The organism is Stenotrophomonas sp. PI_27, from assembly GCF_027854495.1.
Taxonomy (GTDB): Bacteria; Pseudomonadota; Gammaproteobacteria; order Xanthomonadales; family Xanthomonadaceae; genus Stenotrophomonas; species Stenotrophomonas pavanii.
On the sequence record NZ_JAJNOF010000001.1, the window covers coordinates 249,868 to 276,041 of the forward strand.

Consider the following 26,174-nt stretch of genomic DNA (forward strand, 5'->3'; position numbering starts at 1 on the left):
TAAAATCCCTGCATGGCCAACCTTGCCGATCTGTTCGATTCCGCTGCCGCGCGTGCGCTCGATGCGCAGGCCTCGGCGCTGGCCGCCGAAGGCGGCTGGGACCTGATGTCACAGGCCGGCCAGGCCGCCTGGCAGTGCCTGTTGCAGCACTGGCCGCAGGCGCAGCGGATCGGCGTGGTGGTCGGTGCGGGCAACAATGGCGGCGACGGCCTTGTGCTGGCCCGCCACGCGCTGCAGGCCGGGCGCGAGGTGAGGGTGGTCGCCCTACCGGGCAGGCCGCCATCGACTGCGCTGGCACAGCGTGCAGCCTCGGACTTCAGCGCCGCAGGCGGCTCGGTCATCGATTTCGACGGTGCGCTGCCGCAGGCCGATATCTGGGTCGATGCCCTGTTCGGGCTGGGCTTCGATCGCGCGCCAGAGGGTTCGGCGCAGGCGCTGATTGTCGCGCTCACTACGCAGGCGGCGCCGGTGCTGGCGCTGGATGTCCCCAGCGGCGTCGACGGCGACCGGGGGGCGGTGCCGGGCGTGGCGGTACGTGCGGCGCTGACCCTGCAGTTCATCGTGGCGCATCGCGGGCTGTACACCGGTGACACGCTGGATCATTGCGGGCAGAAGCACCTGGCGCCGTTGCAGGTGCCTGCCGCCGCCTGGCAGGGCGTGGCACCCGCTGCAGAGCACTGGACGCAGGCGCGCCTGCCGGCCCTGTTGCCGCCGCGCCGTGCCAATACCCACAAGGGTGAATCCGGGCACGTGCTGTGCGTGGGCGGCAACCATGGCAGCGGCGGCGCCATCGCGATGGCGGCCGAAGCCGCGTTGCGCGCAGGTGCTGGGCTGTTGAGCCTGGGGACCCGCCGCGACCACGTGGGGCCGCTGCTGGCGCGGCTGCCCGAAGCGATGACCCATGCGCTGGAAGACGGCGATGCACTGCCGGCCTTGCTGGACAAGGCGAAGGTGGTGGCGATCGGACCCGGGCTGGGCCAGGACGAATGGGCACGCGCCCTGTTTGCGCGCGTGCTGGCCAGCCCCCGCCCCCTGGTGCTCGATGCCGACGCCCTGAACCTGCTGGCACAGGACCCGCGCGCCTTGCCCGCTGCCATTCTCACGCCGCACCCGGGGGAGGCCGCGCGGCTGCTCGGTTGCAGCACCGCCGATGTCCAGTCCGACCGCTATACCGCAGCGCAGGCGCTCGCCGAGCGCTTCCACGCGGTGGTCGTGCTGAAGGGGGCCGGCAGCATCGTGGCGGCGCCTGGCCAGAGGCCACGGTTGATTGCCGCCGGCAACCCCGGCATGGCCGTCGGTGGCATGGGCGACCTGCTCACCGGCATCATCGCCAGCCTGCGCGCGCAGGGCCTGGCAGCGTTCGACGCGGCTGCTGCGGGTGCCTTGCTGCACGCACTGGCCGGCGACAGGGCTGCCGCTGACGGTGCGCGTGGCCTGCTTCCTACTGACCTGCTGGCGCCGCTGCGGCGACTGGCCAACCCGGAACTCTCGCCATGACCGATTTCTTCCTTGCCGACAGCGATGCCACCGAACTGCTCGGGCAGTGGCTGGCGGCGACCCGCCCGCCGCAGGCGCTGGTCGAACTGCGCGGCGACCTGGGGGCCGGCAAGTCCACCACGGCCCGCGCGCTGCTGCGCGCGCTGGGCGTGCAGGGCGCCATCCGCAGCCCCACCTACACCCTGGTTGAGCGCTATCCGCTAGCCACCGGTGGCGAGGCCTGGCACCTGGACCTGTACCGCATCGGCCAGGCCGGTGAGCTGGATTTCCTCGGCCTGGACGAAGGCAGCGCGGTGCTGTGGCTGGTCGAATGGCCCGAGCGGGGCGCCGGTGCGCTGCCGCCAACCGACCTGGTGGTGGCGCTGGAGATCGAAGGAACGGGGCGTCGCGTCCGTCTCACTGGGGCCAGCGACGTGGGTCGTGAATGGCTCACGCGGCTGCCCAGCGGTGGTGACTTGCAGGCCATTTCTGTCGGCTGACGAGAACAAACATCGGCAGGTTACGGATTATTAAGGAAAAAGGTGTTGCATTCCGTTCAGCGCGGTGATTGAATCCTGAGCCATGCGCCCGGGGAACCGTCTCATCGCCATCTGTGCCGCCGTCGGACTGGGTCTGGCGAGCGTCAGTGCGTGGGCGGGCGAAGTCCGCCAGGTGCTGCTGAATACCGGCGCCACCGGCACCCGCGCGGAGATCTCGCTGGTGGGCAGTGGCGGCTACAAGACCCTGTCGCTGGCCAGCCCGAACCGACTGGTGGTCGATTTCCCCGACTCCAGCGCGATTCGCAACCTGAAGATGCCGGCCGCGCAAGGCGTGGTCACGGCGGTGCGTACCGGGCAGCCGGTTCCGGGAACGTTCCGTGTCGTCTTCGACCTCGCCGAATCGGTGGCGCCGTTCCGCCCGCAGATGCAGCGCGAGGGCAACGAATCCAAGCTGGTGATCGAATGGCCGGGTGATGGCCCGGCCGTGGCCGCCAGCCGCCCGGCGGCAACGCCGGCCGTGCACTCGCAGGCGCCTGCTGCGGGGGCTGCGCCCGCATCCGCTCCGGCCGCGTCCAGCCCGGTTGCCAACGCTTCGTCGCGTACCGATGCCGCACGTGCCACCGCCCTGCTGACCGCGCAGGTCCAGCAGCAGGCCAGCGCCACGGCCGCCGCACCGGCCACGCCGACGCCGGCACCGTCCACCGCGCCGGCCCAGGTCGCTGCGGCCGGGGTCACGGCCAGCAGCAGCCCTTCGTCGTCCCCGGCCGCGATCCTCGCCGGCCAGCGCACCGCTGCGGTGGTAACCACGCCGCCGTCCACGGCACCGGCACCGGCGCCGACGCCGGTCGAGCCGCCGCGTCCGGCCATGCCCAGCGATGCCTCGCGCATCCGCATGCAGCCGGGCATGCGCCACCTGGTGGTGGCGATCGATCCCGGTCACGGTGGCCAGGACCCGGGCGCGATCGGCCCGACCGGCAAGCGTGAGAAAGACGTCACCCTGGCGGTGGCGCGCGAACTGGCCCGGCAGGTCAACGCCACGCCGGGCCTGAAGGCTTACCTCACGCGCGACAGCGACGTGTTCATCCCGCTGCCGATGCGTGCGCAGAAGGCGCGCGCCAACAAGGCCGACATCTTCATCTCGATCCACGCCGATGCGGCCGAGAACCGATCCGCCACCGGCTCGTCGGTCTACGTGCTGTCGACCAAGGGTGCGTCTTCGCAGCGCGCCCGCTGGCTGGCCGACAAGGAAAACGCGGCCGACCTGGTCGGCGGCGTGCGGCTGCAGCAGACCGAGGGCACCCTGGCCAACGTGCTGCTGGATCTGGCGCAGAGCGGCTACATGAAGGCGTCGGAAGACGCGGCCGGTCATGTGCTGGGTGGCCTGAAGCGGATCGGCAACAACCACAAGCCGAACATCGAGCGCGCCAACTTCGCCGTGCTGCGCACGTCGGACATGCCGGCGATGCTGGTGGAAACCGCGTTCATCTCCAATCCGGATGAAGAGCGCCGCCTGATGGACCCGGCCTACCAGCGCAAGGTCGCGGGCGCCGTGTTGGATGGCGTGCACACCTTCTTCAGCCGCCAGCCGCCGCCGGGTACGCTGTACGCCGCCCGCGCCCAGGCCGAGATCGACGCGGCCGGCACCATGGCCGGCGGCAGCAAATAACCCGCCGACGGCGGGTTACTGCTTTCTGTAGCGTCGACTGTCACTCGACTACGCGTGCAGCGCGGGGGCGGTGCCTGGCGAAGAGCAGTCGACTCTACGTGCGCAGCCTCCGCTATCATCGACCCATGAAGTCTGCTGCCCACCACCACCCATGAGTGCGCCCGGCCCGCGTCCGATCCGGCCGTTGCCGGACATCCTGATCAACCAGATCGCCGCTGGCGAAGTGGTCGAACGGCCCGCGTCGGTGGTCAAGGAGCTGGTCGAGAACGCGATCGACGCGGGCGCCAGCCGCGTTGATATCGATCTTGAAGAGGGCGGCGTGCGCCTGATCCGCATCCGTGACAACGGCAGCGGCATCGCGCCGGAACAACTGCCGCTGGCGGTGTCGCGGCATGCCACCAGCAAGATCGCCGACCTGGACGATCTCGAATCGGTGGCCACGCTCGGCTTCCGGGGTGAAGCGCTGCCGTCGATCGCGTCGGTCAGCCGCTTCACCCTGTGCTCGCGCCGCGCGCACGACGAGCACGGCTCGGCGCTGCAGATCGAAGGCGGCAAGATCGGCGAGGTGACGCCCCGCGCGCATGCGCCGGGCACCACCGTCGAAGTGCGCGAACTGTTCTACAACGTGCCGGCGCGGCGCAAGTTCCTGCGCGCCGAGCGCACCGAACTGGGCCATATCGAAGAATGGCTGCGGTCGCTGGCGCTGGCGCGGCCGGATGTCGAACTGCGCGTGTCGCACAACGGCAAGGCCTCGCGCCGCTACAAGCCGGGCGATCTGTATTCCGACGCGCGCCTTGCCGAAACGCTGGGCGAGGATTTCGCCAACCAGGCGGTGCGCGTGGACCACAGCGGCGCCGGCCTGCGCCTGCACGGCTGGATCGCGCAGCCGCACTATTCGCGCGCCAGCGCCGACCAGCAGTACCTGTATGTCAACGGCCGTTCGGTGCGTGACCGCAGCGTGGCCCACGCGGTGAAGATGGCCTACGGCGACGTGCTGTACCACGGCCGCCAGCCGGCCTATGTGCTGTTCCTCGAGCTGGACCCGACCCGCGTCGATGTCAACGTGCATCCGGCCAAGCACGAGGTGCGCTTCCGCGATTCGCGGCTGGTCCATGACTTCGTCTATCGCACGTTGAAGGATGCACTGGCCGATACCCGCGCGGGCATGTCGGCGCAGGAGATCGGTGCCGGTGCTGCGCAGCCGGTGGATGCCACGGCCGTGCCCACCGCATCGGGCGCCTCCGCATCGGGCGCCTCCGCTTTCGGGCTGGTGCGCGGCCCGGCACCCGGGGCTGGCTCCGGTGGAGGCGGTGGTGGCTTTTCCGGATGGCGACCGCAGCAGCCGCTGGGCCTGCAGGTGGCCGACGCGCCGGCTGCCTATGCGGCGCTGTATGCCACGCCGGCAGGCGCCGAACGTGCAGTGGCACTGCCGCCGATGCCGAGCGAGAACGGGTTGCCGGTGACCAGCGCCGATGCGGGCGTGCCGCCGCTGGGCTATGCGATCGCGCAGCTGCACGGCATCTACATCCTGGCCGAGAACGCCGAAGGCCTGATCGTGGTCGACATGCATGCGGCCCACGAACGCATCGGCTACGAGCGCCTGAAGAACGCGCACGATGGCATCGGCCTGCAGTCGCAGCCGCTGCTGGTGCCGATCACCCTGGCGGTGGGCGAGCGCGAGGCGGATACCGCCGAAAGCGAAGCCGAAACCCTGGCGGCGCTCGGCTTCGAGGTGACCCGTGCCGGCCCCGGCTCGCTGCATGTGCGCAGCATTCCGGCGCTGCTGGCGCATGCCGAACCGGAAGGGCTGCTGCGCGACGTGCTGACGGACCTGCGAGAGCATGGGCAGAGCCGCCGCGTGGCCAGTGCCCGCGACGAACTGCTGTCGACCATGGCCTGCCATGGCGCGGTGCGCGCCAACCGGCGCCTGACCGTGCCGGAAATGAACGCGCTGCTGCGCGACATGGAGATCACCGAGCGGTCCGGCCAGTGCAACCACGGCCGGCCCACCTGGGCCCGTTTTTCGCTGGCGGAGATCGACCGCTGGTTCCTGCGCGGACGTTGAGGGGAGCATCGATGCGTTATCGGGGAATGGCGGGCCTGCTGGCCGCCTGGATGTTGGCCGCCTGCAGCCCGGCGCCGCCGGCGGCGCCAGCGGTCACTGAAGATCCGGCCTACGCGGCCGCGCAGCAGCAATGGCGCGTGGCGCGCTACCAGGACCTGACCCGGCCCGATGGCTGGACGGCGCTGGTGGGCCTGCACTGGCTGCAGAACACGTCGCACTTCGTCGGCAGCGGCGCGACCAATGGCATCCGCCTGGCGGTCGGACCGGACAAGCTGGGCCTGCTGCGCCGCGAGGGCACGCAGTGGTGGTTCACCCCAGAGACCGGCGTCGACGTCAGCCATGAGGGCCAGCCGGTGCGCGGCCGCATCCGCGTCGACACCGACAAGGACGCGCAGCCGACACTGCTGGCGTTCGATGGCGGCAAGGGCCAGCTCAGCATCATCCGTCGCGGGCCGCGTGATGCGCTGCGGGTCAAGCACGCCGATGCGGCGGCGCGCCGTGATTTTGCCGGCCTGCAGTATTGGCCGGGCGGGGCGGACTGGCAGGTGCAGGCGCGCTTCATCGCGCATCCGCCGGGCAAGACGATCCCCATCGTCGACATCACCGGCTTGACCACCGAGATGCCCAACGCTGGCGCGGTCGAGTTCGAGCGCGACGGTCGCAGCTGGCGCCTGGAAGCCATCGGTGCGCCCGGGCAGCCGCTGTTCCTGATCTTCGCCGACCGCACCAGCGGCCACGGCAGCTATCCGGCCGGCCGCTACCTGGATACCGATGCACCTGCCGCCGACGGCACGCTGCGCATCGATTTCAACCATGCCTACAACCCGCCGTGCGCGTTCACCGCCTACGCCACCTGTCCGCTGGCACCGCCGGAGAACCGGCTGGACCTGCGCGTGGAAGCCGGCGAAAAGGCCTACCACCTGCCTGAAGGAGAAGGCTGACGATGCCGATCAACCACCTGTTCCGTGCCGCGCTGCTGCTGGCGGCCTGCGCGGTCGCCCCCCTGGCCGCCGCCCGCGATGCCCAGGCCGCCCCCGCGGCGGCCGCGACCGCAACGGCGGCCAAGCCGCCCGTGCCGCTGTTGTGGAAAGTCACCGGCCCGGGCGATGCCCGCGTGTACCTGCTGGGGTCGTTCCACCTGCTGAAACCGCAGGACTACCCGCTGTCGCCCGATGTCGAACAGGCCTTCGAGGCCTCGCAGCGGGTGGTGTTCGAGCTGTCGCCGGAAGACATGCAGTCGCCACAGCTGGCCAGCCGCATGGTGCAGGCCGCGACCCGCACCGATGGCAGCGAGCTCAAGCGTGATCTGGATGCGGCGACCTGGCAGAAGCTGCAGGCCTTCGCTGCCCAGAACCAGTTGCCGCTGGCGCAGATGCAGGGCATGAAGCCCTGGTTCGTCGGCCTGAGCATTTCGGTCGGGCAGATGCAGAAGCTGGGCCTGGACCCGGCGCTGGGCCTGGACCGCCACTTCATGGAGCGTGCGCAGAAGACGGGCCGCAAGACGGCGGGCCTGGAGGACATCGATACCCAGATCGGCATGCTCGACGGGATGACCGTGCAGGAGCAGCGGCAGATGCTGGCCGAAGCGCTGGACCAGGCCGGCAAGGCCGATGAGCAGGCGCGGCTGCTGCATGATGCATGGCGCCGCGGCGACGAGCGCCTGCTGTGGACCAAGATGGCCGCCGAAATGCGCCAGCAGTATCCGCAGCTGTACCAGCGCATCAACACCGGGCGCAATGATGCCTGGATACCCAAGCTGCAGCCGTACCTGCAGGCCGGGCAGGGCGGTACGCTGGTGGTGGTCGGCACGCTGCACCTGCTGGGCAGTGATGGCGTGGTCGAGAAGCTGAAGGCGAAGGGCTACAAGGTCGAGCGGGTGTGTACCGCATGCAGGGCGAAACGCTGACGCATCGTTGGCATGGTTCCAAGCAAAACGGCGCGCCAGGGGCGCGCCGTTTTCGTTCCCGCCGGTGCTGCAGCTCAGCGGCGGGTCTTGCCGCCGGTGCCGGTGCCCGGTTCGCCGGGCTTGTTGCCGGTGCCGGTTCCCGTTCCGGTGCCGCCCGGGCGCGGGCCGCCGAAGCCGCTGCCCATGCTGCGCTGGAATTCCTGCCACAGCTCCAGGTTGCGCTCGGTCAGCTGGTTCATCATCGCCCACGGGGTCTGGCCCAGCAGGTTGCCCATCTGCTGGCGGAACTGCTGCTGCTGGTCGAGGAAAACCTGCATGCTGCGCTCCAGGTAGTTGCCCATGAAGCCCTGCAGGGAATCGCCATAGAAGCGGATCAGCTGGCTCAGCAGCTGGGTGGACAGCATCGGTTCGCCGTCCTGCTCCTGGTCGGCGATGATCTGCAGCAGGACCGAACGGGTGAGGTCGTCGCCGCTCTTGGCGTCGCGGACTTCGAAGTCCTCGCCGTCCAGGATCAGCTGGCGCACGTCCTCGATGGTGATGTAGCTGGAGATCTCGGTGTCGTAGAGACGGCGGTTCGGATACTTCTTGATGATGCGGGTCGCAGCCATTGAAGCGGTCACTCGTCACAGTAGGTGCGCAGCATGGCGCAGTGCAGCAGCCGTTGCAACCGCCCCAGCCCCCGCCAGGCTTGGCTTTCAGGCTCGATCATGTTGCGCAGCAAGGGTTTGCGTGCTGCGCAGCATGGCCTGTGGCAGGGGCCGGCAGCAGTGGCCGCCAGGCCCCCTGCGCGGCTTACCAGCCCATGTGGTGGCCGCCGTTGATGTCCAAGTTGCTGCCGGTGATCCACGAGGCTTCGTCGGCCACCAGGAAGGACACGCCATAGGCGATTTCCTCGGGCTTGCCGAGGCGCCCGGTCGGGATGTCGGCGATGATCTTGGCGCGCACGTCCTCCGGAACCGCCATCACCATGTCGGTGGCCACGTAGCCGGGCGAAATGGTGTTGACGGTGATGCCGAAGCCGGCGTTCTCGCGGGCAAGCGAGATGGTGAAGCCGTGCATGCCGGCCTTGGCCGCCGCGTAGTTGGCCTGGCCGTACTGGCCTTTCAGGCCGTTGATCGAGCTGATCTGGATGACCCGGCCCCAGCCGCGGCGGCGCATGCCCTCGATGACCGGACGGGTGACGTTGAACACCGAGTTGAGGTTGGTGTTGATCACATCGTGCCACTGGTCCGCGCGCATGCGGTGGAACGTGGTATCGCGGGTGATGCCGGCGTTGTTGACCAGGATCTCGACCGGGCCCAGCTCGGCCTCGACCGCGCGCACCAGCGCTTCGGCACTGTCCGGATCGGAGACATCGCCCGGGAAGATCGCCACGTGGTAGCCGCGCTCGGTCATCGCCTGCTGCCAGGCGCGGGCCTTGGCCTCGTCGCGGTAGTTGGTGGCGACCCGGTGGCCCTGGTCGGCCAGGCGTTGGCAGATGGCGGTACCGATGCCGCCGGTTCCGCCGGTGACCAGTGCGACGCGAGATGTCATGGAGTGCTGTCCGGGTATCAGGTGGGGGAAGGGGGATTCTGCAACATCGGCGCGGAAAGTGCGCCGGCCGGCGGCAGGCCCGTTCCCATCAGGATGTCGGTGCGCGGCAGCCGCGTCGGGTCGAAACGCCGTTGGGCCGTGGCCAGCAGCGTGTCCAGGTCGTGCGCATGCTGCAGTGCTTCCGGTGCCTGGCCCAGCAGCTGCCAGAGCGCGCGCAGTACCGGCACCGGCTGTGTGCTGTCCACCGGCAGCGATGCCAGCGACTTGGACAGTTTGTGGCCGGTGGCATCGAGCAGCAGCGGCAGGTGCCAGTAGCGCGGCACCGCCAGCCCCAATGCCTGCTGCAACAGGATCTGCCGCGCTGTGGAGTCGAGCAGGTCGGCGCCGCGCACCACTTCGTTCACGCCCTGCGCGGCGTCATCGACCACCACGGCCAACTGGTAGGCCCAGCAACCGTCGGCGCGGCGCAGCACGAAGTCGCCGACGTCGGCATGCACGTCCTGTCGCTGCGGGCCACGCAGGCCATCATCGAAGTGCACGACGCTGCCCGGGGGCACGCGGAAGCGGACGGCAGGGTCCGGTCGCGGTTGCCGCGCAACGCAGCGGTGATGGATGCCGCCGTTGGCGGCCAGCTCGCTGCGGCTGCAGTGGCAGATGAAGGCCAGATCGCTGGCCAGCAGTACGTCCAGCGCAGCCTGGTAGGCCTCTCCACGCGCGCTCTGCCACAGGACCGGGCCGTCGTGGGCGAGGCCGAATGCGGCCAGCGCCTGCAGTTGTGACGCGGCGGCCCCGGGCACGGTGCGCGGCGGATCGACGTCTTCGATGCGCAGCCGCCACAGGCCGCCATGATGGCGCGCGAGCAGCCAGCTGCCGAAGGCGGCGAGCAGGGATCCGGGGTGGAGCAGGCCGGTCGGCGAGGGCGCGAAACGACCGCAGGGAATGGGGGAGGTCATGCTGGCTGAATCGTCGGTCAGGTTGGCGCTTGAATTCAAGCTGACCACGCCGCAAATTGACCGGTATCGACCCCTTCCGAGCCGGATTTTCCCATGTTTACCCGCATTGCCCTGTTCCTGGCGACCAACTTCGCGGTCCTGATTCTCGCCAGCATCGTGATGTCGTTGCTCGGGGTCAATCCAAGCCAGATGAGCGGCCTGTTGGTGATGGCCGCGATCTTCGGCTTCGGTGGCTCCTTCATCTCGCTGCTGCTGTCCAAGTGGATGGCCAAGCGCTCCACCGGTGCGGTGGTGATCACCGAACCGCGCAACCCGACCGAACGCTGGCTGCTGGCCACCGTCGAGCGCCAGGCCAAGGCGGCCGGCATCGGCATGCCGGAAGTGGCGGTCTATGACGGCCCGGAGATCAACGCCTTCGCCACCGGTGCCAACCGCAACAACGCGCTGGTGGCGGTGTCCACCGGCCTGCTGCACAACATGAGCGAGGACGAGGCCGAAGCGGTCCTGGGCCACGAGATCGCCCACGTCGCCAACGGCGACATGATCACCATGGCGCTGCTGCAGGGCGTGTTGAACACCTTCGTGATCGTGCTGGCCCGCGTGGTCGGCGGCATCATCGACAGCGCGCTGTCGGGCAACCGCGAAGGCGGCGGCCGTGGCTTCGCCTACTACATCATCGTGTTCGTGCTGGAGATGGTGTTCGGCCTGTTCGCCACCATGATCTCGATGTGGTTCTCGCGCCACCGCGAGTTCCGCGCCGATGCTGGCGGTGCCTCGCTGGCCGGCCGCCAGAAGATGATCGCCGCGCTGGAGCGCCTGCAGCTCAACCACGGCCAGAGCACGCTGCCGACCCAGATCGCCGCCTTCGGCATTTCCGGTTCGACGGCCAAGAAGCTGTTCATGAGCCATCCGCCGCTGGAAGAGCGCATTGCCGCGCTGCGGGCGTCGACGGTGGCGTAAGCCTCGGCTTGCAGAGGAGTGAGAGACGCCCGGCTCCGTGCCGGGCGTTCTTGTTTGCGCGCCCACGCATGGGTGGCGCCGGGTACGACCCGGCGAGAGTCATTTCCGCGACCGCGGAGGGGTATCACTTTCTTTGCTCGTGCACCACGCTGCAGGAGCAGCGTGGAACGGCGTAGCCGGCCCGTAGGGTGGCGCACATGGATGTGCGCCATCAAGAAAGTAACCAAAGAAACACGCCGCCGGGGCGCGAGCCGACGTGCTGCGCACGCCGGTACCCTGCGCTCCTCGGTCCGTCGAGGGACGGTGCGGGAACTCGCTGCGCTCAGACACCCGCACCTCTTCGCCCTCGCCGGACCTGCGGTGCTCGGCTCGCTCAAGGCGGACCCAACGTCAAAGGCAAAAGCTGCCCCCAGTAGATCCGCGCCATGCGTGGATGCTCTTGCTGTTGATCTTGACCTTCCAGTCCGCCTTGAGCGAGCCGAGCATCGCAGGGGAATCAGGGGCGAAGAGGCGCCGGTGTTTGAGCGCAGCGAGTTCGGCGCCGTCCCCTGATTCTCCGAGAAGCACAGGGAACCGTCGCGTAGCGACGGCTCGCGGCTGGCGGAGCGTTTCTTTGGTTACTTTCTTTGCGCGCAAAGAAAGTGACACCCCTCCGCGGTCGCGGAAACGACTCTCCGTCCGCGCAAACGAAAACGGCACCCTCGCAGGTGCCGTCTCCATGAACCGCTTTACACGGAATCTCAGAACTTCGCGTCGAACTCCGCCGCGTAGCCAGTGTTCACCAGCACCTTCTGCAGCGACTCGGCCACCTTCAGGTTGCCGGCCACGATCTGGTGGGTCTCCGGACCACGGTTGTCCATGCGGCCCAGCGTCGCGCCCTTGAAGTCGCAGACCTTGCCGCCCGCCTCGCGGACCAGCAGCAGGCCGGCAGCGATGTCCCAGGCCTTCACGCCGGCTTCGAAGTAGGCGTCGGCGCGGCCGCAGGCCACGTAGGCCAGGTCCAGCGCCGCCGAGCCGGTGCGGCGGATGTCCTCGCCGTGCACCAGCAGGGCGTCGACCGCCTTCAGCTGGGCACTGGCGCGGCTGCGCTCGCGCGGGGCGAAGCCGGTGTGGATCATGGTGCCTTCCAGGTCCTTGCGCTCGGCCACGCGGATGCGGCGGTCGTTGAGCACGGCACCGGCGCCACGGCTGGCGGTGAACAGTTCATTGCGCAGCGGGTCGAAGATGACCGCGTCGGTCGGCTCGCCGTTCTCGACCAGCGCGATCGACACGCAGTAGTGCGGCACGCCGCGCAGGTAGTTGCTGGTGCCGTCCAGCGGGTCGATGACCCACATCTGGCGGCGCTCGCCCTGCACGCCACCTTCCTCACCGAAGATGCCGTAGTCCGGGTAGGCGCGCTTGAGTTCCTTGACGATCACCTTTTCCGCGTCCGCATCCACTTCGCTGGCGTAGTCCATCCGGCCCTTCTGCACCACGTTCAGTGCCTCGAGCTTGTTGATGTTGCGCAACAGGACGTTGCCGGCGAGGCGGGCGGCCTTGACCATGACGGTGACGGCGGGTTTCTGCATGGCGTGGGCTCCCGGAAAGGCAGAAGAGATGGACTGGCGGGGGAAAAGAGCGGGTCCGGCGCAGTGGCCGGCCGCACAGTTTACCATTGGTCATCGTCCAGCTCGACCTTTTCCCTGTTCATGTCCCAGTTTCCCGCCGCCACCCGCCTCCGATTCGTCCTGGTCGGTACCCAGCACCCCGGCAACATGGGCGCCGCCGCCCGTGCGCTGAAGACCATGGGCCTGGCCCGCCTGGTCCTGGTTGCCCCCGAAAAACCGCTGGACGAGGAGGCCTTCCGCCGCTCGGCCGGTGCCGAGGACGTGCTCGGCGACGCCCCGGTGGTGGCCACCCTGGCCGAGGCCGTGGCCGATTGCCGCCTGGTGCTGGGCTGTACCGCCCGTGCCCGCCGCGTGCAGCTGGAGGAGTACCTGCCGGCCGATGCCGCCGCCCGGGCGGTAGCCAAGGCGGGCGAGGGGGCCGAGGTGGCGCTGGTGTTCGGCCGTGAGCGCACCGGGCTGACCAACGAAGAGCTGCAACTCTGCCACGCGGCGGTGCACATCCCCTCCGATCCGGCGTTCAGCTCGCTCAATCTGGCGGCCGCGGTGCAGGTGCTGGCCTACGAAACGCGCATGCAGCTGCTGGGCGCGCAGCCGGCGGCCGGGGCCGAACCGGGCTTCCGCGAACAGGCGGCCAGCCACGAGCAGATGGAGAGTTTCTTCGCCCAGCTTGGCGACACACTGGACGAGATCGATTTCCACAAGGGCCGGGCCCCGGAATCGGCGATGCGCAAGCTGCGCCGGCTGTTCCTGCGCAGCGAGCCGAGCGAGCAGGAAGTGCGCCTGTTGCGCGGCATCCTCGCCGACACCCAGCGCATGGCGCGACTGGCGCAGGCGGGCAACAAGGACAGCTGACGACGTTCTCATTTTTTCGGGTAGTCTGTCCGGATACCCAGGGGGGATGAAGCCTGTGTCGGGTCTGCGAAGGGCAGTGCAGAGGGGACTGCTGAGCCTGGTGATGATCCTGCTGGCCGGGACGGTGCATGCAGCACCGGATCCGGTGCTGGTGCTGGGCCGGATCAGTGATGATCCGCAGGCGCATTACGAGCAGCTGCAGCCCTTGCTGGACTATGTGGTGGCACGCATGCATGACGTCGGCATCACCGAAGGGCGGATCCTGATGGCACGCGATCCACAGCAGATGGCCAGCTATCTGCGGCGGGGCCGGGTCGACTGGGTCACGGAAACGTCGGGCACGGCAGTGGCGCTGGGCCAGCGCAGTGGCGCACGGCCGCTGCTGCTGACCGAGCGCAATGGCGTGCGCCAGTACCAGACGGTGTTCTTCGTGCGCCGCGACAGTCCGATCCAGCAGCTCCAGGGGCTGCGCGGGCATCGCCTGGCGCTGCAGAACACAGCGTCGACCAGCGCCTACCTGGTGCCGGTGATGACGCTGCTGCAGCAGGGGCTGGCGCCGCAGATCCTGGCCGGCGTGTGGGACGTGCCGGGCCGGGACAGTGTGGGGTACGTGTTCGCGCGGAGCGAGTTGAACATCGCCACGTTCGTGCACAAGGGCATGGTCGAGGCAGGGGCGGTGAGCAGCGTGGACTGGAACGACGAGCGACGGGTGCCAGCGGCATTCCGGCGCGACTTCCGCGAGCTGCTGCGCACCGAACCCTACCCGCGGGCGGTGGAGATGGTCCGCGCCGACCTGGATCCGGCGGTGCGTGAGCGGCTGCGGGATGTCCTGCTGCAGGCGGCCAGCGACCCGCAGGCGCAGGGGGCGTTGCATCGGTTTTTCGGCACTTCGGGTTTCCACCGCGTCGATGCGCATGCGCAGCAGCGGCTGGATGAATTGAAACAAGGATTGACGCGCGTGCGGATGGAAGTGGAATGAAGTGGCTCGGCTCGGGAATGCAGGCCCGGTTCCTGCTCGCGATGGGCGGGGCGATGGTCGTGGTGGTGGCGATCCTGGCGGTGCTGCTGGGGCGGCAGGCGGCGATGCAGGGCGAGGTGCGCAACCTCAGCGGCGGCGTCATCCATGAACTGTTCGACCGCAGCGTGCGCAGCCGTGGCGAGGCCATGGCGCGCGAGCTGTCCGATGCACTGGCCAATCCGCTGTACTACCGCGACCTGGACCAGGTCGGTGCGCTGGTGCGCGGCACGGCACGGCAGCCGGTCGTGCGCTATGTGCTGGTGTTTGACGAGCGTGGCCGGCTGGTGCATGACGGCTCGATCGAAGTCTCCGGCTTCGGCCAGCCGATGACCGACCCGCTGGCCCCGAAGGCCGCAGGGGCGCAGGCGCTGGTGGTGCAGGAGTCGCCCAAGGTGCTGGACAACACCATGCCGATCATGGTCGGCAACCAGCGCATCGGTGGCGTGCGGGTCGGCATGGCGCTGGACGAGGTGCAGCAGCGCGAGCAGGCGGCCAATGCCACCCTCGGCGAACGCCTGCAGCAGGTCGGCAGCCGCCACCTGGGCTGGCTGCTGCTGATGCTGGGCCTGCTGGTGGTGATCGGGGTGGCGGTGATCGTGTACGTGCAGCGTACCCTGGTCGCGCCGATCCGGGACCTGGCCGCGGCGGCGCGCCGCATCGAGGCGGGCGACTACCAGGCGCCGCTGGCCGAGAACACCCGCAATGACGAGGTCGGCGAGCTGGTGCGTGGTTTTGCCCGCATGCGCGACGCCATCGCCCGGCATGACCGCGAGGTGCGGCGCATGGCCTATACCGACGCGCTGACCGGGCTGACCAACCGGTTGGCGTTCCGCGAGGCGCTGGACCATCGCCTGATGGCGGCGCGCGCGTCCAATCATCGGCTGGGCCTGCTGTTTGCCGATATCGATGATTTCAAGCGCGTCAATGACACCCTCGGCCATGAGGCCGGTGACGAAGCCCTGCTGCAGTTCGCGCAGCGCATCGGTCGCGCGGTGACCGAAGCCGGCGGCGATGAGGCACTGCTGGCGCGCTTCGGCGGCGACGAGTTCGTGATCCTGGTCGGCGAGGGCGACGTGGCCGCGAACGCGCGCCTGCTGGCCGAGGTGCTGGTGCGCGAGTTGGGCAAACCGCTGGTGGTGCAGGGCAGGGAGCTGTTCCTGGGGACCTCGATCGGCGTGACCCTGTTCCCGGACGACGCGGCCGATGCCACCACGCTGCTGAAGAACGGCGACATCGCCATGTACCAGGCGAAGATGGCCGGCAAGAACTGCTATCGCTACTACAGCCGGGCGATGGACCATGCGGTCGAGCGCCGCGTGCACATGGAGCAGGAGCTGCGCGGGGCCTGGGAGCGCGGCGAGCTGCGCCTGGCCTACCAGCCGATCTTCCGCATGCGCGACCGGCGGATGGTCGGTGTCGAGGTGCTGCTGCGCTGGCAGCATCCGACCCTGGGCACGATTCCGCCGTCGGTGTTCATCGAAGTGGCCGAGCAGAGCGGGTTGATCGAGATCATCGGCCCGAAGGTGCTGCGCGCGGCGTGCATGGAGGCCGCGCAGTGGCCGCGTGGCGCGGCCGGCGACGACCTGTTCGTCTCGGTGAACGTGTCGCCACGCCAGCTGCGCGGTGGTGAGCTGCCGGCACTGGTCGCGCAATGCCTGCATGAGTCCGGGCTGCCGGCGTCGCGCCTGCATCTGGAGCTGACCGAAACAGCGGTGATCGGTGACGAGATGGTCGCCGCGCAGCTGCTGGACAAGCTGCACCGCACCGGCGTGAAGGTCTGGCTGGACGATTTCGGCACCGGCTTCTCCGGGCTCAGCCACCTGCGCCAGGTTCCCGTTGACGGCGTGAAGATCGACAAGAGCTTCGTGGCCGACATGCAGCGCGATCCCGACGACCTGGCCCTGACCACGGCGATCATCGCCATGGCCCACGCGCTGGGCATCACCGTGGTGGCCGAGGGCATCGAGCAGCAGGCGCAGTACGAACTGCTGGCGCAGCGCGGTTGCGACCTCGGCCAGGGCTACTGGCTCAGCCACCCGGTGACCGCCACCGAAGTGGTGCGGATGATCGAATCGGGCCTCTGACCGACGGTTGTTGTGTCGGGGTCAGATCCCTTTTCCGCAGGAAAAGGGATCTGACCCCCTGCGGAATTACACCGGGCGCTTGCTCGGATCGCCGGGCAGTTCGCGCACCAGTTTGGGAATCAGGTAACCGGACAGGCGTGCGGTCAGGCCGGCGATCAGCGCCTTGGCCCGGGCATCGTCCACTTCGAAGTGGGCCACGCCTTCGACCCGGTCCAGCTGGTGCAGGTAGTACGGCAGCACGCCGGCGGCGAAGCTGCGCTCGCTCAGGTCCTGCAGGGCCTGCACGCTGTCATTGACCCCGCGCAGCAACACCGCCTGGTTCAGCAGCTGGGCACCCAGGCCGCGCAGGCGGGCCATCGCCGCGTCCACGCTGGCATCGAACTCATTGGCGTGGTTGGCATGCACCACGATCGCCAGCGGCCACGGCAGGCTGCCCAGCCAGGAGACCAGTTCCTCGTCCACGCGTTCCGGCAGCACGATCGGCAGCCGGGTGTGGATGCGCAGGCGGCGGATATGCGGGATGGCGCGCAGGGCGTCGGTCAGCTCGACCAGCTTGTGCGTGGCCAGCGACAGCGGGTCGCCGCCAGACAGGATCACCTCGTCGATGTCCGGATCGCCTGCGATGGCGGCCACCGCTTCCTGCCAGCCGCCCTTGGCGGCGTTCTCCGCGGCATAGTCGAAATGGCGGCGGAAGCAGTAGCGGCAGTTGATCGCGCAGCTGCCGGTGGCGACCAGCAGGGCACGGCCGCGGTACTTCTGGATGACGCCGGTGGCCTTCCTGGCTGCACCATCGCCCACCGCATCGAAGCTGAATCCGGCCGCGGGACGCATTTCCTCGTCGATCGGCAGCACCTGGCGCAGCAGCGGATCGGCCGCGTCGCCGGGGCGCATGCGGGCCACGAAGCCTTCCGGAACGCGCAGCGCGAACTGGGCCATGGCCGCTTCCGAGACGCCCAGTGCCGCCGGGTCCAGCTGCAGCCGGGCCAGCAGGGCGTGCGGGTCGCGCAGCGCCTGGCGCCAGAGCTGCTGCCAGCGCGCGGGCGCACCGGGCGACTGGGGCCGGGGGAAGGCGGAAAGCTGCATGGAGAGGGGGCCTGCGGTTATCATGGGGGCAGAAAAACAGTCGCCCACCGGCATCCGGTGGGCTTTCCATTCTAACGGCTCGCCGCACCCGCGGCGTTTTTGCCACACAGGAGTTTACGCATGGCCAGCTACGGCATGAACGACGTCAAGAACGGGATGAAGATCCTGGTCAACAACCAACCGGCCGTCATCATCGACACCGAATACGTCAAGCCGGGCAAGGGCCAGGCCTTCACCCGCGTGAAGTACCGCCTGATCAAGGACGGCCGTACCCAGGAAGTCACCATGAAGTCGACCGACTCGCTGGATGCAGCTGACGTCGTCGATACCGACATGAACTTCATGTACAGCGACGGCGAATACTGGCACTTCATGGACCCGGAATCCTTCGAGCAGGTCCAGGCCACCAAGGCCGGCATGGGCGGCGCCGAGAAGTGGCTGAAGGGCGAAGAGTCCTGCGTGGTCACCCTGTGGAATGGCGAGCCGATCTTCGTGCAGCCGCCGAACTTCGTCGAGCTGAAGATCACCGAAACCGATCCGGGCGTCCGTGGCGACACCTCGGGCGGCGGCGGCAAGCCGGCGACCCTGGAAACCGGCGCCGTGGTGCGCGTGCCGCTGTTCGTCAACCAGGACGAAGTGATCCGCGTCGATACCCGTTCGGGCGAATACTCCGCACGCGTCAAGTAAGGTTCCGGCCATAGGCCGACCTTACGGTAGTGCCGGCCGCTGGCCGGGTACGCGCCATCGCATTCGCGCTGGCGCTCCCGTGATCTGCTTCGGCAGATCATGGGCCCCGCTTCACGAGTCTCCAGACCCCGCCGCTTCGCGGCAGCCCCTGACTCAGGGGTGTGTCCCCAGAAGTACCTCGCCGCCCCCCAGCCAGTGAGCCCGCATGAGCGATAGCCCGCACCTCCCCGAAGCCTGCGACCTGCTCATCGAAGCCGGTTATGTCGTTCCGATCGAGCCGCATGCGGTGGTGCTGGAAGACCACGCCGTTGCCGTGCGTGGCAGCGAGATCGTCGCCATCCTGCCGCGTGCGGAAGCACGCGCACGCTTCCGCGCTGCGCAGGTGGTCAGCCGCCCCGAGGCTGCGCTGATGCCGGGCCTGGTCAACGCGCACACGCACAACCCGATGACCCTGCTGCGCGGCGTCGCCGACGACCTGCCGCTGATGACCTGGCTGCAGCAGCACATCTGGCCGGTGGAAGCGGCCGTGATCGGTCCTGAGTTCGTCGCCGACGGCACCACCCTGGCCATCGCCGAGATGCTGCGCGGCGGCACCACCTGCGCCAACGAGAACTACTTCTTCGGCGACGTGCAGGCCGCGGTCTACAAGAAGCATGGTTTCCGCGCGCTGGTCGGCGCGGTCATCATCGATTTCCCCACCGCCTGGGCCAAGACCGACGACGAGTACTTCGCCAAGGCCGGCGAACTGCACGACCAGTGGCGCACCGATCCGCTGATCGGCACCGCGTTCGCGCCGCATGCGCCGTACACGGTCAACGATGCCAACTTCGAGCGGGTGCGGATGCTGTCCGACCAGCTCGACATGCAGGTGCACCTGCACACCCACGAGACCGCACAGGAAATCAACGATTCGATCAAGCTGCACGGCCAGCGCCCGCTGGCGCGGCTGGATCGGCTCGGCCTGGTCAACGACCGCCTGATCGCGGTGCACATGACCCAGCTGACCGAAGCGGAAATCCACCTGTGCGCCGAGCGTGGCGTCAGCGTGGTGCATTGCCCGGAATCGAACCTGAAGCTGGCGTCCGGTTTCTGCCCGGCCTGTGCCCTGCAGCGCGCCGGCGTGAACCTGGCGATCGGCACCGATGGCTGCGCCAGCAACAACGACCTGGACATGTTCAGCGAGAACCGCACTGCGGCGATCCTGGCCAAGGCCGTGGCCGACGACGCCACCGCGCTGGACGCGGCGACCACGCTGCGCGCGTCCACGCTGGGCGGTGCCCGCGCGCTGGGCTTCGGTGACCGCATCGGTTCGATCGAAGTCGGCAAGCAGGCCGACCTGGTCTGCGTCGACCTGTCTGCGCTGGAAACCCAGCCGCTGCACAACGTGCTGTCGCAGCTGGTGTACGCCACCGGCCGCCAGCAGGTCAGCGACGTCTGGATTGCCGGCAAGCCGAAGCTGGTGCAGCGCGAACTGGTCGGCATGGACCTGCCGGGCATCATCGCCAACGCGCGCCAGTGGCGCGAGCGCATCCGCCATATCCGCGCCTGATCCCTGGCGCCGCAAGGACATCCCCATGACTGCCCCCCACGCTTCCTCCAATTTCGATCAGGCCGAGCTGGACAAGTTCGCCGCACTGGCCAACCGCTGGTGGGATGCCGACGGCCCGCAGAAGCCGCTGCATGCGTTGAACCCGGTGCGCCTGCAGTACGTGGCCGACCGCGTGCCGCTGCGTGGCGCGCGCGTGCTCGACATCGGCTGCGGTGGTGGCCTGCTGAGTGAAGCGCTGGCCCAGGCCGGTGCCGACGTCACGGCCATCGACCTGGCCCCGGAACTGGTCAAGGTCGCGCGACTGCATGCGCTGGAAAGCGGCGCCCAGGTCGATTACCGCGTGCAGGCGGCCGAGGATCTGGCCGCCGAGCAGCCCGCCAGCTTCGACGTGGTGACCTGCATGGAAATGCTCGAGCACGTGCCCGATCCCGGCGCGATCATCGAGGCCTGCAAGCGCCTGCTGAAGCCGGGCGGGCATCTGTTCCTGTCGACCATCAACCGCACCGCTGCCGCGTTCGCGGTGGCGATCGTCGGCGCCGAGTACGTGGCCCGGCTGCTGCCCAAGGGCACCCACCACTACCAGGAATTCATCAAGCCGGCCGAGCTGGCGCGCTGGCTGCGCGAAGCCGACCTGCAGCTGGTGGACGTCAGCGGCATGGCCTACGAGCCGTGGCGCAACCATGCCCGCCTGAGCAGCCGCACCGACATCAACTACCTGGCCTACGCGGTCAAGCCGGCATGACCGCCGCCGGCTTTCCGCGCGCGGTGCTGTTCGACCTGGACGGCACCCTGCTGGACAGCGCACCGGATTTCGTCGCCACCTGCAACGCGATGCTGGCCGAACGTGGCCGTGCACCGGTCGATCCGGCGGTGCTGCGCCCGGTGGTCTCCAAGGGCTCGCGCGCGATGGTCGGGGCCGCCTTCCCGGACCTGGATGCCGCCGCGCGCGATGCGCTGATCCCGGAATTCCTGCAGCGCTACGAAGCGCTGATCGGCCAGCACGCGGTGCTGTTCGATGGCGTGGCCGGCATGCTCGCCGCGCTGGATGACGCCGGCACGGTGTGGGGCATCGTCACCAACAAGCCCGAGTACCTGGCACGCCTGATCCTGCCGCAGCACGGCTGGCAGCAGCGTTGCGCCGTGTTGGTGGGCGGTGACAGCCTGGCCGAGCGCAAGCCGCATCCGCTGCCGCTGCTGCATGCCGCGCAGGCCATTGCCGTTGCCGCCGAGGACTGCGTCTACGTGGGGGACGACGAGCGTGACATCATCGCCGCACGCGCGGCCGCGATGCCGTCGGTGGCGGCGCTGTGGGGCTACCGCCTGCACAGTGACGACCCGCTGGCCTGGCAGGCCGACGTGCTGGTCGAGAACGCCGAACTTCTGCAACTGGCCAGTCTCTGGCCGACCCGGCCGGCAGCCCCGGCCCAGCCGTAAGGAACCCCGTAGTGAGCAGTACCGCGCTGGACAGTTTCCTCGACAAGTGGCGCAGCCGTTGGCCGGAATGGTCGGTGGCCGCCCCGTTCGTGGCCGAATCACAACGCGAGCTGGCAGTGGCGTGGTTTGCGCTGCTGCAGGAGTTCGACGACATGCTCAACACCAGCGGCGATCCGCTGCCGGCCGACGCCAAGCTGGCGTGGTGGGGCGAGGAACTGCGCAGCTGGGCGGCACACCGTTCGCGCCACCCGCTGGGCCGCCTGCTGGAGCCGGTGCGTGCGCCGTGGGCGCAGCTGGCCGAGGCGCTGCCGGATCTGGTCGAGGCGCGCACCGTTGCATTGGACGTGGCCGGTGCCGAGCGCGCGCTGGCCCATTACGCTGACGCCGTGGCTGCGGTGGAAGTGGCGCTGTTCGCGGACAAGCCGCGCACCGGTGCCGGTCGTGCGGTGCAGCTGCAGACCCTGGCCCAGCGCCTGCAGGATGCCGGCGTGGCCGGTGTGCCGCGCAGCCTGCTGGATGAAGATTCCAGTACGGCCGCGCAGCGCTGGGCGCAGCACCTGTTGAAGGGGTGGGGCACCCGCGTGCCCGGCCCGCGCGCGCGCCGCGTGTGGTCCAGCCTGGCGCGTGCACGCCTGGCGGCGCAGGCCGCGGGCAAGCCGATCGAAGCCACCCCGGTGCGCACCCTGCTGCGCGTGTGGTGGGCGGCGCGCGGTTGATCCAACGTACCGGGTAGTGCCGGCCACTGGCCGGCATCCAGCAGGCGCCGAAGAGGATGAGGTTGCCGGCCAGCGGCCGGCACTACCGTTATTTGCGTTCCAGCACCAGCAACGGGTCGATACGGGTATCGAACCAGTTCATGCCCCAGTGCAGGTGCGGCCCGGTGGCGCGTCCGGTGGCGCCGACCGCGGCGATCACCTGGCCCTGTTCCACGCGGTCGCCGACTTTCACGTCGATGCGCGACAGGTGCAGGAAGTTGGAACTGACCCCGAAGCCGTGATCAAGCAGCAGCGTGCCACCGGTCAGATACAGGTCCGGGCCGGCGAAGGTGACGATGCCGGCAGCCGGCGCCTTCACCGGGGTGCCGGTCGGCACCGCGATGTCCATGCCGGAGTGACCGGCGCCGGGCTGGCCGTTGTACACCCGCGCATTGCCGAAGCGGCCGCTGATGCGGCCCTGTACCGGCCAGATGAAGGTCTGGGTGAAGTCGGTGCGGTCGTCGTCGCGCGAACGTGCGGCGGTCACCTGCGCCTGTTCGCGCTTGATCCGCTCGGCGATCGCCGGCGGCGGATTGACCGTCTTCGGTGGCACGCCGTTGACCCGCTCGGTCGGCCAGTCGCGCGGCGTCACCGCGATGGTCGCGGTCTCGCTGCCACCGTCGGGCCGTTGCACCTGCACGCGCAGCGGACCCTTCTCGTCGCGGCCGATGCCGAACACCACGCTGCCGTAACCGCTCACCCGCAGCTGGCGGCCGGCGTACTGCACGCGGCTGCCGGCGGGAACCTTGCCGATCACCAGCGCGCCCTGCGACGCACTGGCCGGGAACACCACGCGGCTGTCGATCAGGCGGCCGATGCCATCCTGCGCGTGCAGCGTGGGTACGGAAAACAGGGGCGTGGCCAGCAGCGCCCCGATCAGAAGTGCCGAACGCATCAGCGGTCGTAGGTCATGCGCTGGCCGGCCGGTTCGCCCACCAGTTTGCTGCCGTCCCACACCAGCTGGCCGTTGACCCAGGTGGAGGCGATGCGCGAACGGAAGGTGGTGCCTTCAAACGGCGACCAGCCGCACTTGGACAGCACGTCCTCGCGCTTGACCGTGAACGGCACGTCCTCGACCAGCACCAGGTCGGCGAAGTAGCCCTCGCGCAGGAAACCGCGCTCCTCCACATCGAACAGCTGCGCCGGGGCATGCGCGAACTTCTGCACCACCTGCTCGCGGGTCAGCTTGCCTTCGTGCACGCGCTCCAGCGCGGCCACCAGCGCATATTGCACCAGCGGCAGGCCGGAGGGCGCCTGCGCGTAGGGCTTCTGCTTCTCTTCCCAGGTGTGCGGTGCATGGTCGGTGGCCAGCACGTCCAGCACGTCGTCGGCCAGCGCAGCGGTGATCGCCTCGCGGTCGGACACTTCCTTGATCGCCGGGTTGCACTTGATCAGGTTGCCCTTGGTCGCATAGTCCGGGCGCGCGAAATGCAGGAAGTGCACGCAGGTTTCGGCGGTGATCTGCTTGCGGCTGCCGTCGGCACGGATCAGCGGGCCCTTCTCGAACAGCGCCAGCTCGTCGGCGGTGGAAATGTGCAGCACGTGCAGGCGGGTGCCGTGCTTGCGTGCCAGCGACATCGCCAGGCGGGTCGACTTGATGCAGGCCTCGCGCGAGCGGATGTCCGGGTGCATGTCCGGGGTCAGCGCGTCGCCGTACTTCTCCTGGAAGGCCTTCAGGTTGGCATCGATCATCGGCGTGTCTTCGCAGTGCGTGATGATCGGGGTCGGGCATTCGCGGAAGATCGCGTCCAGCGTTTCCGGATTGTCGACCAGCATGTTGCCGGTGGACGCGCCCATGAACACCTTGACGCCCGGGGCCTTCTTCGGGTCCAGCGCGCGGATCGCCTCCAGGTTGTCATTGCTGGCGCCGTGGTAGAAGCCATAGTTGGCCCAGGCACGGCCGCGCGCGAGTTCGTACTTGGCTTCCAGGATGGTCGAATCCAGCGTCGGCGGGTTGGTGTTGGGCATGTCCATGAAGCTGGTCAGGCCACCGGCCACGGCCGCCGCCGACTCGCTGGCGATGTCGCCCTTGTGGGTCAGGCCCGGTTCGCGGAAGTGCACCTGGTCATCGATCATGCCGGGCAGCAGCCAGCGTCCGGCCGCGTCCACCACCTGCTCGCCGTCGCGCGGCGCGAGCCCGCTGCCGATCTGCGCGATGCGGCCGTTCTCGATGCGCAGGTCACCATCGAAGGTGCGGCCTTCGTTGACCATGCGGGCGTTGGTGATGAGGGTGGAGGACATGTCAGTGTTTTCCTGTGCAACGGCAAGAGGGGGCGTTGGGGGACTCGGGCACGGGATCGAAGCCGCCGGGATGGAACGGATGGCAGCGGCCCAGCCGGCGCGCAGCCAGCCAACTGCCGCGCAGCGGGCCGTGCCGCGAGATGGCGTCCATCGCGTATTCAGAACAGCTCGGCACGAAACGGCAGCGCGGCCCCAGCATGGGGCTGATGAAGCGCTTGTAGAAGCGCAGCAGGGCGATGAGCAGGCGCGAGATCACCCAGTCATCTTATGCCAGTTGGCATGAAGGCCGCATTTGTGCAGGATGGGCCGTTGGTCGCATGTCGCCGATGGCCTGCGACCGGTACCAGCACCGTCGGGTGCTGGCCAGGTTCCGTACCGCGCAAGGCGGTCCGTGTTCGTCGGACTGCCCTCCAGGGCGCCTTGGCTCCAGGACTGAATGGAGCAGGGTGCCAAGGTTGCTGCTGCGGGTCGGGTAGGCTATAAAGGCCCGCTTTCCCGGGCCCCGGGAAATCCAAGGAAGAGCGTTTCGTGGCTGCTAAAAAAACTGCAAAGAAGGCCGCAACGGCCGCCAAGAAAACCGCCAAGCCTGTTGTGAAGAAGTTGGCGGCAAAGCCCGTTGCCAAGAAGCCGGCCAGCAAGCCGGTCAGCAAGGCAGCGTCCTCGCAACCGGCGGCCAGGAAGGCCACCGCAAAGAAAGCGCCGGCCAAGGCAACCAAGCCGGTGGCAAAGAAGGCCGCTGCCGCGCCCGCCAAGGCCAAGCCTGCTGCTGGCAAGAAGGCGCCAGTGGTGAAGAAGGCCACCAGCAAGGCCGCGCCGGCAAAGAAGGCCGCCGCCAAGCCGGTGGTCAGCAAAGCAGCCGCCAAGCCGGCGCCGAAGGCGACGGTGAAGAAGGCGTCAGCCAAGCCGGTCGCCAAGCCGGCGGCGAAGAAGGTGCCAGCGGCCAAGCCGGTCGCCACGCCCGCTGCTGCAAAGAAGGTTGCCAAGAATGTCGCCGCGCCGGCCGCAAAGCCGACTCCGGCCCCTGTAGTGAAGTCCGCACCGAAGCCTGCCGCCAAGGCGGCTCCGGCCAAGCCTGTCCCGGCCAAGACCGTGGCAGTGGCAGCAGCCCAACCGGCTTCCAAGCCGGCCCCGGCCGCCGCCCCTGCCGCTGCGAAGGCCCCGCAATCCAAGAATCCCGTGCCCGTTTCGAAATCGCCTGCCAAATCCGCCGTGAAATCCGATTCCGCCCCGAAGACCGTGTCGCGCCCTGTCGGCAAGGTTGCCGTGGCCGTCGCCGCCCGCTCGGCAGCACCGGCCCCGCGCAGCAAGTACAAGGTGGTCGAATACAAGACCGACGAGGCCACCGGCCGCCCGATCCTCCCGGCTGGCTACAAGCCGTCCTCGGAAGAGGAATACATGAGCCCGCTGCAGCAGGAATACTTCCGCCAGCGCCTGCAGAACTGGCGCGCGGATCTGGTGGAGGAGTCCAAGCAGACCATCGAGAACCTGCGCGAGGAAGTGCGTGACATCGGTGACGAAGCCGAGCGCGCGACCCGCGAGACCGAGAACTCGCTGGAACTGCGTACCCGCGACCGCTACCGCAAGCTGATCGGCAAGATCGACAGCACCCTGAAGCGCCTGGAAGCCGGCGACTACGGTTACTGCGTCGACACCGGCGAAGAAATCGGCCTGGAGCGCCTGGAAGCGCGCCTGACCGCCGAGCGCACCATCGACGCCCAGGAGCGTTGGGAGCACCTGCAGAAGCAGCAGGGCGACTGATTCCTGATCGTTGTCTGGTCATGCAGAAAACCCGGCCTTGGCCGGGT

At 68.9% G+C, this 26,174-nt stretch carries 24 protein-coding genes; 16 read left to right on the forward strand and 8 right to left on the reverse strand.

Annotated elements, in window-relative coordinates:
* Positions 1-12: 12 nt before the first annotated feature.
* The 6 genes from LRM18_RS01170 (at position 13) to LRM18_RS01195 (ending at position 7,613) form a co-directional block, all read left to right on the forward strand.
* Complete coding sequence (locus tag LRM18_RS01170; RefSeq protein WP_270949591.1) at positions 13-1,497, forward strand: NAD(P)H-hydrate dehydratase; 1,485 nt, start codon at positions 13-15, stop codon at positions 1,495-1,497.
* A complete protein-coding gene (gene tsaE, locus LRM18_RS01175; RefSeq protein WP_053460923.1) occupies positions 1,494-1,976 on the forward strand; it encodes a tRNA (adenosine(37)-N6)-threonylcarbamoyltransferase complex ATPase subunit type 1 TsaE in 483 nt (160 codons plus the stop codon). The genes LRM18_RS01170 and tsaE overlap by 4 nt, the downstream gene beginning before the upstream one ends.
* An 82-nt stretch (positions 1,977-2,058) precedes the next feature.
* Entirely contained in the window at positions 2,059-3,642 is a 1,584-nt protein-coding gene (locus LRM18_RS01180; protein WP_270949595.1) for an N-acetylmuramoyl-L-alanine amidase, read from the forward strand.
* Between the two features lie 151 nt (positions 3,643-3,793).
* The gene (gene mutL / locus LRM18_RS01185) at positions 3,794-5,707 is read left to right on the forward strand and encodes a DNA mismatch repair endonuclease MutL (RefSeq protein WP_049466756.1); all 1,914 of its coding nucleotides are present in this window, start codon (positions 3,794-3,796) and stop codon (positions 5,705-5,707) included.
* Between the two features lie 11 nt (positions 5,708-5,718).
* Positions 5,719-6,648 carry a DUF1684 domain-containing protein gene (locus LRM18_RS01190; protein WP_057493595.1) on the forward strand — a complete coding sequence of 310 codons (930 nt, stop codon included), beginning with the start codon at positions 5,719-5,721 and terminating at the stop codon, positions 6,646-6,648.
* Between the two features lie 2 nt (positions 6,649-6,650).
* Positions 6,651-7,613, forward strand: coding sequence for a TraB/GumN family protein (locus LRM18_RS01195; protein WP_064238909.1), 963 nt, complete (start codon positions 6,651-6,653; stop codon positions 7,611-7,613).
* Positions 7,614-7,687: 74 nt separating this feature from the next.
* Here LRM18_RS01195 and phaR read toward each other — a convergent pair whose 3' ends face one another.
* The 3 genes from phaR to gluQRS all read right to left on the reverse strand — a co-directional run bounded on the left by phaR (position 7,688) and on the right by gluQRS (position 10,099).
* Positions 7,688-8,221, reverse strand: a complete 534-nt coding sequence (gene phaR, locus LRM18_RS01200) for a polyhydroxyalkanoate synthesis repressor PhaR (RefSeq protein WP_041864232.1) — start codon at positions 8,219-8,221, stop codon at positions 7,688-7,690.
* Positions 8,222-8,405: 184 nt separating this feature from the next.
* Positions 8,406-9,146: a beta-ketoacyl-ACP reductase gene (locus LRM18_RS01205; protein WP_049466763.1), complete on the reverse strand. Its 741-nt coding sequence runs from the start codon at positions 9,144-9,146 to the stop codon at positions 8,406-8,408.
* A 17-nt stretch (positions 9,147-9,163) separates the two neighbouring features.
* A complete protein-coding gene (gene gluQRS, locus LRM18_RS01210; protein ID WP_270949607.1) occupies positions 9,164-10,099 on the reverse strand; it encodes a tRNA glutamyl-Q(34) synthetase GluQRS in 936 nt (311 codons plus the stop codon).
* A 93-nt stretch (positions 10,100-10,192) separates the two neighbouring features.
* On the opposite strand from gluQRS, the gene htpX reads away from it, so the two are divergent.
* Positions 10,193-11,059, forward strand: coding sequence for a protease HtpX (gene htpX, locus LRM18_RS01215; RefSeq protein ID WP_049466767.1), 867 nt, complete (start codon positions 10,193-10,195; stop codon positions 11,057-11,059).
* A 740-nt stretch (positions 11,060-11,799) separates the two neighbouring features.
* On the opposite strand, the gene LRM18_RS01220 is transcribed toward htpX, so the two are convergent.
* The gene (locus LRM18_RS01220; protein WP_049468091.1) at positions 11,800-12,627 is read right to left on the reverse strand and encodes an inositol monophosphatase family protein; all 828 of its coding nucleotides are present in this window, start codon (positions 12,625-12,627) and stop codon (positions 11,800-11,802) included.
* Between the two features lie 120 nt (positions 12,628-12,747).
* Between LRM18_RS01220 and LRM18_RS01225 the strand changes: the two genes are divergently transcribed.
* The 3 genes from LRM18_RS01225 to LRM18_RS01235 are packed head-to-tail and all read left to right on the forward strand — an operon-like array spanning position 12,748 to position 16,620.
* Positions 12,748-13,518, forward strand: a complete 771-nt coding sequence (locus tag LRM18_RS01225) for an RNA methyltransferase (RefSeq protein ID WP_053460917.1) — start codon at positions 12,748-12,750, stop codon at positions 13,516-13,518.
* A 46-nt stretch (positions 13,519-13,564) separates the two neighbouring features.
* Positions 13,565-14,497, forward strand: a complete 933-nt coding sequence (locus LRM18_RS01230; protein ID WP_080355555.1) for a phosphate/phosphite/phosphonate ABC transporter substrate-binding protein — start codon at positions 13,565-13,567, stop codon at positions 14,495-14,497.
* Complete coding sequence (locus LRM18_RS01235; protein WP_049468098.1) at positions 14,494-16,620, forward strand: EAL domain-containing protein; 2,127 nt, start codon at positions 14,494-14,496, stop codon at positions 16,618-16,620. The genes LRM18_RS01230 and LRM18_RS01235 overlap by 4 nt, the downstream gene beginning before the upstream one ends.
* Positions 16,621-16,686: 66 nt before the next feature.
* Here the strand turns inward: LRM18_RS01235 and epmB are convergent, their stop codons facing one another.
* Positions 16,687-17,703, reverse strand: coding sequence for an EF-P beta-lysylation protein EpmB (gene epmB / locus LRM18_RS01240; protein WP_270949614.1), 1,017 nt, complete (start codon positions 17,701-17,703; stop codon positions 16,687-16,689).
* A 120-nt stretch (positions 17,704-17,823) separates the two neighbouring features.
* Between epmB and efp the strand changes: the two genes are divergently transcribed.
* The 5 genes from efp (at position 17,824) to LRM18_RS01265 (ending at position 22,089) form a co-directional block, all read left to right on the forward strand.
* On the forward strand, positions 17,824-18,390 hold the full coding sequence (gene efp, locus LRM18_RS01245; RefSeq protein ID WP_005410381.1) for an elongation factor P: 567 nt from the start codon (positions 17,824-17,826) through the stop codon (positions 18,388-18,390).
* 205 nt (positions 18,391-18,595) lie between these two features.
* Positions 18,596-19,939 carry a TRZ/ATZ family hydrolase gene (locus tag LRM18_RS01250; RefSeq protein ID WP_057493590.1) on the forward strand — a complete coding sequence of 448 codons (1,344 nt, stop codon included), beginning with the start codon at positions 18,596-18,598 and terminating at the stop codon, positions 19,937-19,939.
* Between the two features lie 25 nt (positions 19,940-19,964).
* Positions 19,965-20,681, forward strand: a complete 717-nt coding sequence (gene ubiG / locus LRM18_RS01255; RefSeq protein ID WP_032956138.1) for a bifunctional 2-polyprenyl-6-hydroxyphenol methylase/3-demethylubiquinol 3-O-methyltransferase UbiG — start codon at positions 19,965-19,967, stop codon at positions 20,679-20,681.
* Positions 20,678-21,373, forward strand: coding sequence for a phosphoglycolate phosphatase (locus LRM18_RS01260; RefSeq protein WP_150828102.1), 696 nt, complete (start codon positions 20,678-20,680; stop codon positions 21,371-21,373). Before ubiG ends, LRM18_RS01260 begins: the two co-directional genes overlap by 4 nt.
* A gap of 11 nt (positions 21,374-21,384) precedes the next feature.
* Positions 21,385-22,089 carry a phytoene synthase gene (locus tag LRM18_RS01265; protein ID WP_049468111.1) on the forward strand — a complete coding sequence of 235 codons (705 nt, stop codon included), beginning with the start codon at positions 21,385-21,387 and terminating at the stop codon, positions 22,087-22,089.
* An 88-nt stretch (positions 22,090-22,177) separates the two neighbouring features.
* On the opposite strand, the gene LRM18_RS01270 is transcribed toward LRM18_RS01265, so the two are convergent.
* From LRM18_RS01270 to yidD, 3 genes are read right to left on the reverse strand one after another with little or no spacing between them, the layout of a single operon-like run.
* A complete protein-coding gene (locus tag LRM18_RS01270) occupies positions 22,178-23,023 on the reverse strand; it encodes a M23 family metallopeptidase (RefSeq protein ID WP_053460910.1) in 846 nt (281 codons plus the stop codon).
* Positions 23,023-24,369 carry a dihydroorotase gene (locus LRM18_RS01275; protein WP_046988151.1) on the reverse strand — a complete coding sequence of 449 codons (1,347 nt, stop codon included), beginning with the start codon at positions 24,367-24,369 and terminating at the stop codon, positions 23,023-23,025. The genes LRM18_RS01270 and LRM18_RS01275 overlap by 1 nt, the downstream gene beginning before the upstream one ends.
* A 1-nt stretch (position 24,370) precedes the next feature.
* Positions 24,371-24,568 carry a membrane protein insertion efficiency factor YidD gene (gene yidD, locus LRM18_RS01280; protein ID WP_229302008.1) on the reverse strand — a complete coding sequence of 66 codons (198 nt, stop codon included), beginning with the start codon at positions 24,566-24,568 and terminating at the stop codon, positions 24,371-24,373.
* A gap of 329 nt (positions 24,569-24,897) precedes the next feature.
* On the opposite strand from yidD, the gene dksA reads away from it, so the two are divergent.
* Entirely contained in the window at positions 24,898-26,127 is a 1,230-nt protein-coding gene (gene dksA, locus LRM18_RS01285) for an RNA polymerase-binding protein DksA (RefSeq protein WP_270949680.1), read from the forward strand.
* The last annotated feature ends 47 nt before the right edge of the window (positions 26,128-26,174 follow it).

Coding starts and splice junctions, on each gene's coding strand:
- LRM18_RS01170 (WP_270949591.1), top strand. CDS start 13: ATGGCCAACCTTGCCGATCTGTTCGATTCCGCTGCCGCGCGTGCGCTC.
- tsaE (WP_053460923.1), top strand. CDS start 1,494: ATGACCGATTTCTTCCTTGCCGACAGCGATGCCACCGAACTGCTCGGG.
- LRM18_RS01180 (WP_270949595.1), top strand. CDS start 2,059: ATGCGCCCGGGGAACCGTCTCATCGCCATCTGTGCCGCCGTCGGACTG.
- mutL (WP_049466756.1), top strand. CDS start 3,794: ATGAGTGCGCCCGGCCCGCGTCCGATCCGGCCGTTGCCGGACATCCTG.
- LRM18_RS01190 (WP_057493595.1), top strand. CDS start 5,719: ATGCGTTATCGGGGAATGGCGGGCCTGCTGGCCGCCTGGATGTTGGCC.
- LRM18_RS01195 (WP_064238909.1), top strand. CDS start 6,651: ATGCCGATCAACCACCTGTTCCGTGCCGCGCTGCTGCTGGCGGCCTGC.
- phaR (WP_041864232.1), bottom strand. CDS start 8,221: ATGGCTGCGACCCGCATCATCAAGAAGTATCCGAACCGCCGTCTCTAC.
- LRM18_RS01205 (WP_049466763.1), bottom strand. CDS start 9,146: ATGACATCTCGCGTCGCACTGGTCACCGGCGGAACCGGCGGCATCGGT.
- gluQRS (WP_270949607.1), bottom strand. CDS start 10,099: ATGACCTCCCCCATTCCCTGCGGTCGTTTCGCGCCCTCGCCGACCGGC.
- htpX (WP_049466767.1), top strand. CDS start 10,193: ATGTTTACCCGCATTGCCCTGTTCCTGGCGACCAACTTCGCGGTCCTG.
- LRM18_RS01220 (WP_049468091.1), bottom strand. CDS start 12,627: ATGCAGAAACCCGCCGTCACCGTCATGGTCAAGGCCGCCCGCCTCGCC.
- LRM18_RS01225 (WP_053460917.1), top strand. CDS start 12,748: ATGTCCCAGTTTCCCGCCGCCACCCGCCTCCGATTCGTCCTGGTCGGT.
- LRM18_RS01230 (WP_080355555.1), top strand. CDS start 13,565: ATGAAGCCTGTGTCGGGTCTGCGAAGGGCAGTGCAGAGGGGACTGCTG.
- LRM18_RS01235 (WP_049468098.1), top strand. CDS start 14,494: ATGAAGTGGCTCGGCTCGGGAATGCAGGCCCGGTTCCTGCTCGCGATG.
- epmB (WP_270949614.1), bottom strand. CDS start 17,703: ATGCAGCTTTCCGCCTTCCCCCGGCCCCAGTCGCCCGGTGCGCCCGCG.
- efp (WP_005410381.1), top strand. CDS start 17,824: ATGGCCAGCTACGGCATGAACGACGTCAAGAACGGGATGAAGATCCTG.
- LRM18_RS01250 (WP_057493590.1), top strand. CDS start 18,596: ATGAGCGATAGCCCGCACCTCCCCGAAGCCTGCGACCTGCTCATCGAA.
- ubiG (WP_032956138.1), top strand. CDS start 19,965: ATGACTGCCCCCCACGCTTCCTCCAATTTCGATCAGGCCGAGCTGGAC.
- LRM18_RS01260 (WP_150828102.1), top strand. CDS start 20,678: ATGACCGCCGCCGGCTTTCCGCGCGCGGTGCTGTTCGACCTGGACGGC.
- LRM18_RS01270 (WP_053460910.1), bottom strand. CDS start 23,023: ATGCGTTCGGCACTTCTGATCGGGGCGCTGCTGGCCACGCCCCTGTTT.
- LRM18_RS01275 (WP_046988151.1), bottom strand. CDS start 24,369: ATGTCCTCCACCCTCATCACCAACGCCCGCATGGTCAACGAAGGCCGC.
- yidD (WP_229302008.1), bottom strand. CDS start 24,568: ATGCTGGGGCCGCGCTGCCGTTTCGTGCCGAGCTGTTCTGAATACGCG.